The organism is Metabacillus litoralis (assembly GCF_007994985.1).
Classification (GTDB): Bacteria; Bacillota; Bacilli; order Bacillales; family Bacillaceae; genus Metabacillus; species Metabacillus litoralis.
Genome location: NZ_VOQF01000015.1, coordinates 42,806 through 57,066 on the forward strand (window position 1 = coordinate 42,806; position 14,261 = coordinate 57,066).

A 14,261-nucleotide genomic window follows, 5' to 3' on the forward strand; every position below is an offset into this window, starting at 1 on the left:
ACTCTTACTTAGATCAGTTTAGTTCTCTTATCGCAGCAACTATTTCCTCAAAATGACTTTGCTGAAAGCCATAGCTATTAACAACCTCACCCTGTTGATTGATCAAATAAAAGCTTGTTGAATGAATAACTTGATCAGAAGAAGAGGGCTTTTGAATAAGTGTTTGAAATTCCTCTCTTGCAAATGCTTCGATTTCAGCTTGGTTATAACCAGTCAGCATATGCCAATTGGATGAATTCGTTGTGAATTTGTCCATGTATTTTTTTAATACATCAGGTGTATCAATTGTTGGATCCACACTAAAGGAAACAAGCTCAACATCAAGATTTTGGTTTTTTAGTTCTTTTTGAAGAGCTGCCATATTTGCTGTCATTGGTGGACAAACCGTATCACAATTGGTGAAAATAAAATTTGCAATCCACACCTTACCTTTAAGATTTTCAGAACCAAAGGATTGTCCATTTTGGTTAGTATACGAAAATGGCTCCATTTGAAAAGCTGCTTCTTTGTTACCGTTACAAGCAGACAATAGTAAACAACAAAAAATGAGTAATAGTAAAGTTTTTTTCATAAAATCCTCCGATACGATTTGCTAATCATAGGAAATGAGGGGTAGTTTAATTGTCACAACTGTTCCTTCGTAACTTTCACTTGTGATCGAAAAGGTGCCGTTGTGTAAAGCTATAATTTGTTTGACAATTGATAATCCTAAGCCTGTACCACCAGTAGATCGACTTCTAGCTTTATCTGTTCTGAAAAAACGTTCTCCAATTCTATCAATATCTTCCTTGTTAATACCTTGGCCTTTGTTGGTAACAGAAAGAACCATCATGTTATGTTGCTCTTTTAATTCAATAAACACTTCACCATTTTGTGATGAGTATTTAATCGCATTATCGATCATGTTATACATAACCTGCTGCATTCGTTTAACATCTCCGACAATGATGATATCTTCCTGAATGGAAGTTCTGCACAATAGGTTATTCTCAGATAAACGTATTTTAAAAAGATCAATTGTATCTAAAAGAACCTGGGCTATTGCAATGGGCTCTTGATCTACTACATATAAATTTTCCTCTAAATGATTGAGCTCGATTAAATCATGTAGAATTTGGTTAAGCCGATTCGTTTCTTTTTCAATTGTTGTTAAATAGCTATCCCTTTCTTCCTTTGATTCATATAGCTGCTGCTTGAGTGCATGAGTATAGCCATTAATATATGTAAGAGGAGTTCTTAGTTCATGAACAATATTGGAAAGAAACTCTTTTTTTCGTGTTTCTTGTTCCTCCAATGATGAACTCATTGAATTAAATGCTTCGGCCAGTTTTCCCACTTCATCTGAATTTGTTGATCTGATACGATTTGAGTAATTACCTTTTGCGATCTCCCCAGATAAATTTTGCATCGATGTTAATGGTTTAAAAAGAGAAAGCCTAATTTTATTAACTATCAACAACAAGATAATGAAAAAGATGCTTCCTGCTAAAATAAGAATTGGAAGACTCTCTTCAAACACATCATGTAATTCGGCTAAAGGAACATATATATATACAATTCCGATCAAATCTGATTGACTTTGAATGGGAAACATCGCTCCAACGATATTTCGATCAAACTCAGAAACATAGCCTTCTTTTAGGATGTAATTTCCTTTAGCTAATGTTGCTTGATCTTCAGGACTTATTAATGTGCTATTTGCGATTTGATAGGGAAAAAGAACCTTTAGTTCATCAACCGAATTCACCACGATAACCTCATATTCAGAGACAATATTAAACCAATGAATTTTTTCAATAATATCTTCATTTAATGATCCATAATGAAAATGGGATGCTGTATTTTCACCTTGATATATAACAGATTCCCGAATGCTTTTTAGGTATAAATCTTTATATAAAAAATGCAAAAAGAAAAATGAAAACAATATGGTGCAGCTAATACTAAGAAATATAAGAAGAAATACTTTTTTACTTAATGAGAAATTCCTCACTTTTTACACCTCAAATTTATAACCTTTTCCCCAAACAGTTTGAATAAGAGATCCATGCTGCTTTAGTTTTAAACGCAGAGTTTTTATATGTGTATCAACAGTTCTTTCGCTACCTGTGTAATAATCTCCCCATATGGATTGTAAAAGCTGTTCTCTTGAAAATAGCTTTCCTTTATTTTTTGCTAAGAGAAATAATAGTTCATATTCTTTTAAAGTAAATGAAAGTGGTTGATCCTCTAATTTAACAGTATGTGAAGCAGTATCGATAGCGAGTGGTCCTAAAATTAATCTTGAAGAAGGAAGTGATGAAACTTTTGCTCTTCGAAGAACAGATTCAATTCTGGCTAACAATTCACCTGGATGAAATGGCTTCACAATATAATCATCACCACCTAATTTTAATCCATGAACTTTATCCCATTCTTCTCCTTTAGCTGTTAAAAAGATAAGCGGAATATCGTGAATTTTCTTTACTTCACTAGCAAATGTGAATCCATCTATAAAAGGCATCATCACATCAACTATAAGAAGATCAGGTATGTTGTTTTTTATTTTTGTAAGAGCATCGATTCCATCTGTTGCTTGTAAAACTGTATAACCTTCCTTTAATAGAAAAGTTTGCACGAGATTTCTCATTTGTTCTTCATCATCAACAATCATTATGGTTAAATCCATCTTACGTACCTCACTCATTAACAATCTGATTATTTATCATACACCTAATTATAAAGACAAATTGTGAAGTTTTTGTGGAATTGAGATCTTTCTTCACTAGAAATCTACTACTGCATTAAAAACAACAACAAAAAAGTTCAATTTCTTCACTTTTTCAACACATTAGTTTTTTATGATGTTATCATAGAAAACTAATTGAAGAGGAGTTATAGAGAATGACGAAAGAGAAGATAAAACCTGATAAACAAACTCAATCATTATATAAAACAGTATGGAGATGGCACTTTTACGCAGCTCTTATTTTTGCACCGTTTCTGATTATTCTTGCATTTACAGGCTCGATTTATTTGTACAAGCCTCAAATTGAGAATTTGATTTACAAAGATCTTTACGAGGTAACACCTCAGGAAGATAGAGTCTTAGCTTCTGAACAGATCGAGAAAGTGAAAGAAAAATATCCAGATGGACTTGTGACGAAGTATCGACCTGGTGAAACCGATAATCGATCTAGTGAAGTAAGTGTAATAAATGATGGGAAATGGCTAACAGTTTATAGTGATCCTTATACAGGTAAAATAATCGCCGAATTAAATAACGATGACAAAATCATGGATAAAGTGGAAGAATTCCATGGTGAATTAATGGCTGGAACACTTGGTGATCGAATTGTTGAGCTAGCAGCGTGTTGGGGAGTTATTCTCGTTATAACTGGATTATATTTATGGGTCCCGAAAAAGAAATTTGCTATTTCAGGAGTCCTTATTCCACGATTTAATAAAGGAAAGAAGATACTAGTTAGAGACTTGCATGCTGTTCCTGCGTTTTGGATTGCTGGAGGAATGGTGTTTTTAATTATGACAGGACTTCCATGGTCTGGATTTTGGGGAACTCAATTTCAAAATATAGCAACACAATCTGGTGTAGGATATCCACCTTCAGTTTGGAGTGGTGAAGCTCCAACATCTACAATTAAAACAAAGGATATTGCAGATGTACCTTGGGCAGCTGAAAATTTAGACATTCCTTCTTCAGATGTTGAGGGGTTTACTCCGATATCAATCGATGAAGTTGTCACAATAGCAAACAGAGAAGGAATTGATCTTAGTTATTCAATTTATTTGCCAAGTGAACCGAGTGGAGTATATACGTTATCAGCTTATCCACCTAAAGCACAAGATGAACTAACAATGCATGTTGATCAATACACAGGAGCCATTTTGACTGACTATCATTTTAATAACTATGGAATTGTAGGAAAAATTGTTGCCTTGGGAATTACTTTACACAAAGGAACACAATTTGGTTGGTTCAACCAAATTATTAGTCTTTTAATCTGCTGGGGAATTATTTTTGTCGCATTAAGCGGATATTATTTATGGCTTCTTCGCAAAAAGAAACACGACATTAGCGCACCTAAAGCACCAAGTGCATTAAAAATGAAATCATATTTAATTCTTTTAATTGTACTTGGCTTGATCTTCCCATTAGTAGGATTGACTCTGATCATTGTGTGGTTAATAGATTTGTTGATCATCCAAAGAAGTTCAAATTTGAAGAAGACTTTCAATGCTTAATAAAGGAGGGTACAAAAATGAGAAATAAATCTTTCTATCTATTACTTATGTTATTACTATTATTTCTAAGTGCATGTTCGAATCAAAAAGATGTTGCCATGTTATACCCTCAGGAATCACCTATTAACATTGATATTCTTCTTCCTGAGACAATTACTGTTAATGAAAATACAAACTTCAAAGTTCAATTAACTCAAGCTGGAAAAGCAGTAGAAAACCCAGACTTTGTTCATTTTGAAATTTGGAATCAAGAAGGAACTGTTTATCATTCAATGGAAGAAGCTGTTGAAGAAGGAAACGGTATTTACAGTTTAAGTAAAGAGCTTGAACAGGAAGGTCTATATTTTATTAAAATACATGCGAGCAGCAATGGATCGATCATCATTCCTCAAAAGCAATTTGTAGTTGGGAGCTTAACGGAGAAGGATGTGGCATTTTTATTAAATGGCACAAAACCGGATGTAGAAGGACACGATTCCCACCATTAAATGTAAAATTCATTATCATCTGAATTAGATAGCTTGCATTCGATAAATAAGGCGTGAAAAGATGAGAAGATGACGTGTAAACCGAGATTGATGGTCGACAACATGATGAGTGGCGTGAAAAGATCAAAGAATGGTCGATAAAAAAGAGAGCTTGACACGTAATTATGAAAAGATGACGTGCAAACTGAGTTTGATGGTCAATAACTAAGCAAGCATGGCAGTGAAGAGGATTCGTTAGATGGTTAGTTGACTTACCGGTAGTAGGAAACACCTACAATTAAAAAATGGGCTTCATTTTAGGCTGTTTCATGAATACTTTCTCCAACTAGACGGGCTCCAAAGTTCGATAAACGTATATACTATTTCGAGTGATACTTTTAACAATCGAAAGGAAGATGTATAAATGTACGGTTACGAAAACAACAGTCCACATTTAGCTGGGGCAAACACTCCACATATGAATGCAGCAGCAAATATGCCTCATCAGCCTATCATGCCATATACGTATGAAGCTCCTGCTTACGGTTACGGATATTGTGCTCCTGCACCAACTTATAGACCTAATAATACATTCGCGCTTATCGTTGTGTTATTTATTTTACTAATCATTATAGGTGCAACGATTTATGGTAGTAATTGTTAACACAAATACGTAAAAAAAGACACTATGAATTAGTGTCTTTTTTTATTATGTTGTTTTTTATAGAGTCATTGATTTACTATTCACTATAGTGGTAAAACGAAATTATTATATTTTTACAACCTACGTAAACCAAGATATTATAAATAAACGGTAAAAAATTAAGAAGTGCCAAAACTTTTATTATTTTAGCATCGTCTAATGTATGGAAGGGAGCAGATTACATTGGAAGAAAGTATGACTCAACACCTTATTATAAATGATAGAGAAAAATTAATAGATCAATTAATGGATCAATATGGAAATGCAATATTACATCTTGCCTACTCCTATGTAGGGAATAAAGAGGTTGCAGAAGATCTTACTCAGGATATATTTGTGAAGTGTTATCAAAGATTAGATCAATATCAGAATAAATCTTCATTAAAAACGTGGCTCTGGAAAATTGCGATCAATCATTGTAAAGATTATTTAAGAAGCTGGCATTATAAACATATCGTTGTTTCTGATGAGCAGGACAAACAAACTTCAAGTAGAGATAATGAAGTAGAACAACAAGTTTTTCAAAAATATGAAGATGAACATTTAGTGAAAACGGTGTTCAGTTTACCAGATACATACAGGGAAGTAATCTATTTATTTTATTTTGAGGAACGATCGATTAAGGAAATATCCAATCTGACAAATGTGAATCAAAATACGATTAAAACCAGGCTGAAGAGAGCCAAGGAAATCTTAAAAGAGTGTTTGGAGGTATAGATATGGATGATCAATTGAAACAATTTAAACACGCTATGAAAAGAACTGTATTACAAGAGCTTAATTTTACAGAAGAACATAAAAAAAGCATTAGACAGAGAATGAAACAAATTCAAACAACGTCAGAGGCAGAAATATTATTGGCGGTTTTTCAGCTACTGAAGCTAAAACGATCAGGTTTTGAATTAAGTAGATTAATGCGTGCAAGAGGGATAGAAAGATTTGAAAATGAAGAGGGTCTTCTTTACATGTCTTTACATAAATTCGAACAAAAGGGTTACTTGAATATATATTGGGAAGATGATGATATAAAGCTTTATGAGCTTAATAATAAAGGATTGAAATTATTAAAAAAGCTTGAACATAAAAACGATGCTACGTCATACTTTCAAAAAGAAATATATGAGAGGTAACAGTTATGACTAATCGAAAGGAACACTTTCTAGCTGAAGTATTACAGTTCATTAAAGCAAAAGAAGCTAAGTCAGTTATATACAAAGAGTTGAATTATCATATAAAAATGTCAAAGTCAGAGCTAGTGTCAAAGGGAATTAGTGATAGCGAAGCTGAAGAGAAAGCAATAAGCCAGATGGGTAGTCCATCAGAGCTTGGAACACACTTTAATAAATTGTATCGACCGATATTTGATTGGAAACTTTTTGGTCTATTCATCATTATTATTTCAATGGGAGTTCTTCCTCACATTCATTCAACTGTTTACTCTGAAAATCTATTGATTAAACAAGTAATATATATTGTATTAGGAATTTTAGTGACATTGATAGTTATGTTTATTGATTATAGAAAGGTTAAAAGATTTGGCTGGTTTTTTCTATTAGCAGCGTTAGGCTTATTGTTTGTTCTTACCTTTTTTCTTAATACGGTCATTCAAGGCGTTGGTCATCTTGCCTTTTTTGGCTTTGCTATTAGTGGAAATTCGCTTTATTCTCTTTTTCTCGTTTTTTGGGCCTTTTATTTTTCTAAGGAAAAACCTAAGTTATACGTAATAGTTGGTGTCTATTTGTTTTCAGTATTCCTCTTTATGCGCTTACCAAGTTTATCCGCTGTATTTATATACTCTATTCTTGTGTTTACGTTATTTTTTTGTAGTTCAAAAAGTAAGAAAACTATTTATACAACGATTGGAGTATTATTAGGTTTAGTTATTGCCATTGTTTGTACCTTTTGGTTTAACACAAAAGAATACCAAAAGGATAGGTTACTAGGCTTTCTAAATCCAAATGAATATTCACAAGGTCCAGGTTATATGTATATCAAGTTAAAAGAATTATTATCAATGGGTGGATGGTTTGGAAATTCAGGTCAAGCCATTTTTGATAACGGGATGACATCAGATTTCGCTTTTGCTAACATTACGTTTTATTTTGGTTGGATATTATCTGGGTTTCTTTTCGCTACAATATTATTACTTTTATATAGAATGATCATTGTATCAACTAGTATAAAAGATCGTTTCGGTAAACTATTAATAATCGGCGTGTGTTCATTACTTACCATTCAAGTTATGTACAACATTGGAATGATTCTTGGACTTTTCCCAATTATCTCGATGACACTACCTTTTATCAGCTATGGACTACATTCAACTGTCTTAAACTCTATTCTTATAGGGATCGTACTTAGTGTGTATCGAAGAAAACACTTAATTATACATGTAGCATAAATAAAAAGAAACGCTGTTGATCAAAAATCAATAGCGTTTTGAAGATGAAAATTTAAAATTTCTTCTATAAAAAAAGATCTTCGACTTATTCATGAATCTTCTCCCAAGTAATCTGAAATGCCTTCTTCCATATAATCATCAAGAGCAAGATAGATAACACAAGATAAAGATAAATTCCATACGGCATCAATGTACTAATAAAATGAAGACCAGCAAATACTGCAGCTAACAGCATCAAAGCAAATAAAAGTCCACCATTGCTATTTTGATTATAAGCATCAAAAGACTCTGAAAAGGGAATGACCTTTTTAAGGATAATGAAGCAGATGACAGAATATAAACAAGCATTTATAAAGACAACAACAAGATCAGGTGTAACTCTCACACCAAATAGGACAATAAATGCTACAGATAATATCAAGTAAACTGGTAGATATAGATTCACGAGAAATGCCTTTATTGTGCCACTAAACATCGGCTTTAATTGATTAATTGGAGCAACCTTGAATATCCAAGCACCTTTATATTTTCCTGAAAACTTCAATAATAACATGATCGTCGGGATAACAATTAAGCTGAAGTAAATGGATAAATACGATTTACTTGTAGATAGAGCGTTAAAATCTGTACTAAAACCATTCATGATAAATATAAAAGGGATTACAATAGAAAATCCTAAAGAAGGGTAGACCTTCAGTTTAAAATCTCGTTCATTTTTCATCATTAAACTAGCAAACTTGAAAAACGTTCTTTCTTCTTGTGACCGACAAATAATACCAAGAAGAACTTGACGAAACTTACTGTGTCTTTTTTCTTTTGCTTTTCCATGATAAGTTAGCTTTTGAAGACTTTGCTCAAAAGCAGGATTAAATTTTATATAAATCGCTATTGCTAAAAGAGGGATCAAAACTCCTAAAGCTGAAAATAGTAGATAAAATGGTTGAAATTTACCTATCAGAATCATTTCCGTATTAGCTGCGTACCACATTGGAAAAATAAATACTTGCCACCATTTAGGTTCAAGTGAGACAGCTAAGTCGATAAATTCAAATGAGCGAACAAGTAATTGATACCCTACCATTATCGCAAGTGATAACATTATTTGAACAAAGTTTATAATATCCTTTAATTTCTCCCCATCAAAAAATCGTAAAATAGCCAAATAGATGAGTGCCGTAAGAGCAACTACAAATAAATCAATAAAAATGATGTTTACAACTGACACTAAGAAAAACAGAAACCCATGAACAAAAAGACCAATAATCAATGGAATTCCAACTAGAGCTAACGTTAGAAAAGAGAGGTAAATCATAACATGTACCATTTTAGCGGTACTAATCGTTCTTCTACTAACAGGCTTTGGAAATAAGATATTGCGATCACGAATATCCAACAGTACAGATGAAAAATCTGAGATCATAGATGTCATAACAAAAAAGGTGAAAATACCATAAAAAAGACTCATTTGAAACAAATAATTGTCACCCATAAGTAAAAAGGGGATCATAAACAAACCAAATAAAACGTAAATCCATAAAGATTTTATATACTGATTGTCATTTTCCTTGTCTTTTTTCTTAGCATTTTGTGAGAAAATTGTTGGAACTCTTCTTCCATCCATTGTTAATTTAATTTGTAGTATTTTTCTCATCATCTTATAATCAACATCAAAACTTCTGAATACTTTTTCGAATCGATCTAATAGCTTGAGTGTACGATCGTTCTTCATATCTACATCTCCTTTACAACAGAAACAAATCGTGAGCCAAGGTCTATATGTTCACTAAATCCAGTAAGCTGATTAAAAATCTGCTCTAGTGATCCTTCCGTACTTTCTGTCCTTAGCTCTTCGAACGTGCCATCTGCTGCAATTTTCCCATCATGCAGAAGAATGATCCGACTACTAATTTTTTCAACAACATCCATAATATGTGAGGAGTAAAAAATCGTTTTTCCTTGAGCAGCAAGCTGGGTCATAATTTCTTTGAAAATCATCACACTGTTAGCATCAAGACCATTGATTGGTTCGTCAAAGAACAACAATTCAGGGTTATGTATTAAGCTTGAGATAATTAAAAGCTTTTGTCTCATTCCTTTTGAGTAAGAAGCAATACGAGAGTGATAGACTTCACCAATACCGAATAGCTCCATTAAACGTTTCGCCTTATAATCAGCAAGATCATAATCAAGTCCATACAATTCACCTATAAACGTTAAATATTCACTTCCTGTTAAATTGTCGTATACTTCAGCAATTTCAGGCACATATCCAATTTTGTTTTTATACTCCATTTTTTCATTAGAAATATCTTCTCCAAAGATTTTAATGCTACCAGAATAATTGTCTTCAATTCCTAACATAATTTTAACGGTTGTACTTTTTCCAGCTCCGTTTGGACCAATATAACCGATAATTTCTCCTCGTTTCACTTTTAGAGACACACCGTTTAAAACAGACTTTGTGCCATAACTTTTTTTCAAATCATTAATTTCTAAAATAAATTCTTCCATAACAAATATCCCCCATGTCTAAATTTTCCATTTCATTCTTTTTCTAGTGTAACATTAACTATGTTACATACTAAAGATGGAAATAGAAAAAGTACGGATTATTGTTATATGAATATCTTTTATTATAAAAAACTTCTGTTAAGCTCGAGGTGTTCAGATTGAGAATATTAACGTAATGGAGGTATTGAATTCTTTAGCTGTAGAAATTAGTGATATCGCCCTTCAATCTATTAATCATTTGAATAGAATATAAATGCAAACATTAGAATTTCAAAAGATTCAAAGGAAAATCGGGGAAAGGGATATGGAACCGAGGCAATAAATCTCCTGTTAGAACATGTATTCGGTTTCTTAAATTTACATTGAATAGAGGTAAATGTATTTGCTTTTAACGAAAAAGCTTATAAAGTTTATGAGAAAATTGGCTTCAAAAAAGAAGGGGTACAAAGAGATGCTCTTTTTTATGACCATGAATATCACGATTCTATATTAATGGCTATTTTAGAAGACAAATGGAGATCGAAAAATAGATAAACAATGTGTCAGGGGAGGAAGAATGAGCCTTAATTTTCTTCCTTCAATAGTAGTTTTTTAGAAAGCTTGTAAATTGGTAGGAAGATCACCATCCAGATACCAAGATCAATTAATGCTAACAATAAATTAAATTTATCACTGAATATTTCATAATGAAACCCAACAAGAGTTGTAAATCCATTATAGATAATAACAGTTAATGAAATAGTAATGATGCCTAAAATAAAGTCCTTCATATGTTCATCCCCCAGCAGTTTATGGTGAAGCTAGTCAACTTAATTTTATCATAATTTTCCAATTTGAATTTAATGTTCTTTTTCATTTTAAAAGCATTCTTTTTACGCAAATCACCAAAGACTCTGTTGTAGCCTAATTTTCAAATATACTTTGATTCATGTAAACTAGTATAATGATTGAAGAAATTCCTTTTAAAGAGGTGTTATTCAGATGAAGAAAATTAATGGAAAAACAATAACACAATGGATTCAAACACACCCAATCATCGAAACGATTATCCATACAGAAGAAACACTATGGCTGAATCCAAAATATCAAACGTTTGAAAGTGTGATAAAGAACATCTCACTTACATTGGACGATGTGATTGAAGCAGAGGAGAGGTTAAATAGATTTGCACCTTTTCTTATGACCGTGTTTCCAGAAACAAAACCCTCCTCAGGAATCATTGAATCACCAATAGTGGAAATTCCTTCTATGAAAAAAGCATTGGAGCAATTTTACAATAAAAAACTAGGCGGTGATTTGCTTTTAAAATGTGATCATCTTCTGCCGATTTCAGGATCAATTAAAGCAAGGGGTGGGATTTATGAGGTATTAAAGCATGCGGAAGGAATTGCGCTCGATTCAGGAATGTTAACTATTCAAGATGATTATAGTATTCTAGCTCAACCTTGTTTTAAGGAGCTTTTTTCTCAATATTCAATTGCTGTTGGATCAACAGGAAATTTAGGACTTAGTATTGGGATTATGAGCGCAAAGCTAGGTTTTAATGTATTTGTTCATATGTCTGCAGATGCCAAGACATGGAAAAAAGATTTAATAAGAAAAAAAGGTGTTACCGTGATTGAGTACAATTTTGATTATAGTTTAGCTGTTGCTGAGGGCAGAAAACAGGCAGAAGCTGATAACAACATGCATTTTGTTGATGATGAAAATTCTACTGATCTCTTTTTAGGCTATGCAGTAGCAGCATTACGATTAAAAAAACAGCTTGATGAGTTAGGTGTCAATGTTAATGAAAAGAAGCCACTTGTTGTTCATTTACCATGTGGAGTTGGCGGTGGACCAGGAGGAGTGGCTTTTGGTTTGAAATTGATTTTCAAAAATAATGTACATATTTACTTTGTAGAACCAACTCATTCTCCTGCCATGCTTCTTGGTTTAGTCACAGAATTACATGATAAGGTGTCTGTTCAAGATTTTGGTATTGATAACATAACAGAAGCCGATGGATTAGCTGTTGGCAGACCCTCTGGTTTTGTGGGGAAGCTGTTAGAAGAGCTAATCAGTGGAGTTTATACAGTTGAAGATCAGCATCTTTATAAGTTATTATCACTGTTAGTTGATATAGAAAATATCTATTTAGAGCCATCTGCTGTTGCAGGCTTTCCAGGAATGATGAAACTAGAAAATGATAAAACTGCTTCTCAACATCCAACCCATATAGTATGGGCAACAGGTGGTAATATGTTACCTGATAGTGTTCATCAAGAAAATTATGAAAAAGGAAAAAGCTACTTATAAAAAAGCTAAAAATAAAACCTGTGGGATGTAACTCTAGCTCACTATCAACATAATGCTTCGTAAAAACACTTGTTTTACCTATTTAAGGAGTTAAAAAGAATGAAAAAAGTAAAAGATCTTCAAATTAAATTATGGTTAGGTTCTGTTTTAGGTTCTCTTTTGATTTTTCTTATCATTAAACAAATTTGGAATGATGTAAACAATTGCTTATTACTATTCTTGTTAATTTTCGGTTTTATAATAAACTATATCTTTACGAAGATAAAGTTAAAACATAATAATAGCATAGTTAAATCGGAAGAAAATACTTGAATCCTAGCTAAAGATTTTATTTAAAATAAAACATACGAATTGTTATTTACTTATGAATAGTAAATAGGTTAGTTTCGGAACAACAATTTTAAGTTCTCGCCACCTTCTTGTAACCATTGAGGATTTGCTGCAGCTTTAACGATTTGTTCCTCCAACACATGCATATCGTCAATATTTTCTAGGTAACGTCCAAGAAAATGAACGAATACATCTAATCTTCTTAGTTGAACCAATATTGGAAGTGCTTCTATTTCTTCTTTTTCTAATGAAATAAGTGAAGTGAAGCCGTTAACAAAGGCCTCTATATTTTCCCAAAGTCGTGTTTTGTTTTGTTCTCCTACGATTAGCTCTGAGATACACACTGCAGCTTCCATCACACGTAAATCGTTCGTAACAAACTCAAAATCAAGAATTGCCGATATTGTTTCAGAAGTCTGTAGTATATTCGATGCATTTAAATCACCGTGAATTAATTGATGTGGTAGCTTTTTAAGAGTGGGCACATATTGCTTAAAATCTACTAGTTGCTGTTTGATCCACAATAACTCGTTTTTATATTTGGTAAATTCGTGTGGTGGGTGGGAACACCATTCTGCGATTTTATCAATAGGCAAGTCCGGATAAGTATGTTCAATTTCATAATAAGGTCGATAAATGATCGTGTTATTTAGCTTTAATTCATTTAGAGCTTTTAGTAATGAACCAGCTGTTTGTCCAAACGAGGTAATAATTTCTGAATGATCTAATGAAGGATTTTCACCTACAATAAAATGATACATACACGCTATTTTCATAGAGTCATCATTTAATCGAACCATCGTATCACCATTCTTTGTCATGAGTGGAACAGGAACGTGAAATGGTAGATTTGGTATCTTTACAAGCTTTAATAAAACCTCATGCTCTAGTTTTACCTTATTTAGATCTTGGTGAGATTCATAAATTCGAAAAATATATTTATTGCCATTTTCTTCAATATAACGAGTGGTGTTATTATAACCACTTTTCCCTTCGGAAACAGTCCAAGTCATGTTATCTTCTAAAAATTGAGCTACAACATTGTTAATTGCATCTATAAGTTTACTCATAATCTTTTCTTCTCCTTGATCTTTTAAAAAATAGCTTTTTTATACTTATTATTACAGTTGTTTTTAACGAATACAACTACCTTTACTCTAAAGAAATTATCATATAAAAGACCACTAAGTATATTTGAGTTATAATTAGAACAGCTCATTTATTGTTAATTCTTGCGCGAAATTAAGGAATATACAAACATAAACATTTCTAAATTTAATACATTGATTAAGGGAGTATTCGTGTAAAA

General features: G+C 32.4%; 15 protein-coding genes. 8 read left to right on the plus strand and 7 right to left on the minus strand.

The features are described from left to right. Positions 1–13: 13 nt before the first annotated feature. Genes FS935_RS19430 through FS935_RS19440 form a run of 3 tightly spaced genes read right to left on the minus strand, consistent with a single transcriptional unit; the run spans position 14 to position 2,668 of the window. Positions 14–571, minus strand: a complete 558-nt coding sequence (locus FS935_RS19430) for an SCO family protein (RefSeq protein WP_146950300.1) — start codon at positions 569–571, stop codon at positions 14–16. A gap of 21 nt (positions 572–592) precedes the next feature. After that, positions 593–1,993: a sensor histidine kinase gene (locus FS935_RS19435; protein WP_146950301.1), complete on the minus strand. Its 1,401-nt coding sequence runs from the start codon at positions 1,991–1,993 to the stop codon at positions 593–595. Between the two features lie 3 nt (positions 1,994–1,996). Further along, positions 1,997–2,668: a response regulator transcription factor gene (locus FS935_RS19440; protein WP_240050971.1), complete on the minus strand. Its 672-nt coding sequence runs from the start codon at positions 2,666–2,668 to the stop codon at positions 1,997–1,999. A gap of 215 nt (positions 2,669–2,883) precedes the next feature. On the opposite strand from FS935_RS19440, the gene FS935_RS19445 reads away from it, so the two are divergent. From FS935_RS19445 to FS935_RS19470, 6 genes are all read left to right on the plus strand, one after another. Then, a complete protein-coding gene (locus FS935_RS19445) occupies positions 2,884–4,242 on the plus strand; it encodes a PepSY-associated TM helix domain-containing protein (protein ID WP_146950303.1) in 1,359 nt (452 codons plus the stop codon). A gap of 17 nt (positions 4,243–4,259) precedes the next feature. Beyond that, positions 4,260–4,730, plus strand: a complete 471-nt coding sequence (locus FS935_RS19450; RefSeq protein WP_146950304.1) for a FixH family protein — start codon at positions 4,260–4,262, stop codon at positions 4,728–4,730. Between the two features lie 475 nt (positions 4,731–5,205). Beyond that, positions 5,206–5,373, plus strand: coding sequence for a YjcZ family sporulation protein (locus tag FS935_RS19455; RefSeq protein ID WP_420828009.1), 168 nt, complete (start codon positions 5,206–5,208; stop codon positions 5,371–5,373). 222 nt (positions 5,374–5,595) lie between these two features. Then, positions 5,596–6,129 (plus strand): sigma-70 family RNA polymerase sigma factor, encoded by a 534-nt coding sequence (locus FS935_RS19460; RefSeq protein ID WP_439116679.1) that lies wholly within the window; start codon positions 5,596–5,598, stop codon positions 6,127–6,129. A gap of 2 nt (positions 6,130–6,131) precedes the next feature. Then, entirely contained in the window at positions 6,132–6,542 is a 411-nt protein-coding gene (locus tag FS935_RS19465; protein WP_146950305.1) for a PadR family transcriptional regulator, read from the plus strand. 5 nt (positions 6,543–6,547) lie between these two features. Continuing rightward, positions 6,548–7,813, plus strand: coding sequence for an FtsW/RodA/SpoVE family cell cycle protein (locus FS935_RS19470; RefSeq protein WP_146950306.1), 1,266 nt, complete (start codon positions 6,548–6,550; stop codon positions 7,811–7,813). 85 nt (positions 7,814–7,898) lie between these two features. Here FS935_RS19470 and FS935_RS19475 read toward each other — a convergent pair whose 3' ends face one another. Together FS935_RS19475 and FS935_RS19480 are read right to left on the minus strand one after the other, a co-directional pair. Further along, a complete protein-coding gene (locus tag FS935_RS19475) occupies positions 7,899–9,542 on the minus strand; it encodes a hypothetical protein (RefSeq protein ID WP_146950307.1) in 1,644 nt (547 codons plus the stop codon). Positions 9,543–9,544: 2 nt separating this feature from the next. Next, positions 9,545–10,324 (minus strand): ABC transporter ATP-binding protein, encoded by a 780-nt coding sequence (locus FS935_RS19480; RefSeq protein ID WP_146950308.1) that lies wholly within the window; start codon positions 10,322–10,324, stop codon positions 9,545–9,547. A gap of 420 nt (positions 10,325–10,744) precedes the next feature. Here FS935_RS19480 and FS935_RS24400 point away from each other — a divergent pair, with 420 nt between their 5' ends. Then, complete coding sequence (locus FS935_RS24400; protein ID WP_338036938.1) at positions 10,745–10,858, plus strand: hypothetical protein; 114 nt, start codon at positions 10,745–10,747, stop codon at positions 10,856–10,858. 29 nt (positions 10,859–10,887) lie between these two features. Here FS935_RS24400 and FS935_RS19485 read toward each other — a convergent pair whose 3' ends face one another. Then, positions 10,888–11,094: a hypothetical protein gene (locus FS935_RS19485; RefSeq protein ID WP_146950309.1), complete on the minus strand. Its 207-nt coding sequence runs from the start codon at positions 11,092–11,094 to the stop codon at positions 10,888–10,890. A gap of 211 nt (positions 11,095–11,305) precedes the next feature. Between FS935_RS19485 and dsdA the strand changes: the two genes are divergently transcribed. Next, positions 11,306–12,622 carry a D-serine ammonia-lyase gene (gene dsdA, locus FS935_RS19490; protein ID WP_146950310.1) on the plus strand — a complete coding sequence of 439 codons (1,317 nt, stop codon included), beginning with the start codon at positions 11,306–11,308 and terminating at the stop codon, positions 12,620–12,622. 380 nt (positions 12,623–13,002) lie between these two features. Here dsdA and FS935_RS19495 read toward each other — a convergent pair whose 3' ends face one another. Then, entirely contained in the window at positions 13,003–14,022 is a 1,020-nt protein-coding gene (locus tag FS935_RS19495) for a phosphotransferase (protein WP_146950311.1), read from the minus strand. Between the last annotated feature and the right edge of the window lie 239 nt (positions 14,023–14,261).

What these genes read in the sequence shown, in the direction of transcription:
- FS935_RS19430 (WP_146950300.1), bottom strand. Translation starts at nt 571, where the DNA reads ATGAAAAAAACTTTACTATTACTCATTTTTTGTTGTTTACTATTGTCT.
- FS935_RS19440 (WP_240050971.1), bottom strand. Translation starts at nt 2,668, where the DNA reads ATGGATTTAACCATAATGATTGTTGATGATGAAGAACAAATGAGAAAT.
- FS935_RS19445 (WP_146950303.1), top strand. Translation starts at nt 2,884, where the DNA reads ATGACGAAAGAGAAGATAAAACCTGATAAACAAACTCAATCATTATAT.
- FS935_RS19450 (WP_146950304.1), top strand. Translation starts at nt 4,260, where the DNA reads ATGAGAAATAAATCTTTCTATCTATTACTTATGTTATTACTATTATTT.
- FS935_RS19455 (WP_420828009.1), top strand. Translation starts at nt 5,206, where the DNA reads ATGCCTCATCAGCCTATCATGCCATATACGTATGAAGCTCCTGCTTAC.
- FS935_RS19465 (WP_146950305.1), top strand. Translation starts at nt 6,132, where the DNA reads ATGGATGATCAATTGAAACAATTTAAACACGCTATGAAAAGAACTGTA.
- FS935_RS19470 (WP_146950306.1), top strand. Translation starts at nt 6,548, where the DNA reads ATGACTAATCGAAAGGAACACTTTCTAGCTGAAGTATTACAGTTCATT.
- FS935_RS19475 (WP_146950307.1), bottom strand. Translation starts at nt 9,542, where the DNA reads ATGAAGAACGATCGTACACTCAAGCTATTAGATCGATTCGAAAAAGTA.
- FS935_RS19480 (WP_146950308.1), bottom strand. Translation starts at nt 10,324, where the DNA reads ATGGAAGAATTTATTTTAGAAATTAATGATTTGAAAAAAAGTTATGGC.
- FS935_RS19485 (WP_146950309.1), bottom strand. Translation starts at nt 11,094, where the DNA reads ATGAAGGACTTTATTTTAGGCATCATTACTATTTCATTAACTGTTATT.
- dsdA (WP_146950310.1), top strand. Translation starts at nt 11,306, where the DNA reads ATGAAGAAAATTAATGGAAAAACAATAACACAATGGATTCAAACACAC.
- FS935_RS19495 (WP_146950311.1), bottom strand. Translation starts at nt 14,022, where the DNA reads ATGAGTAAACTTATAGATGCAATTAACAATGTTGTAGCTCAATTTTTA.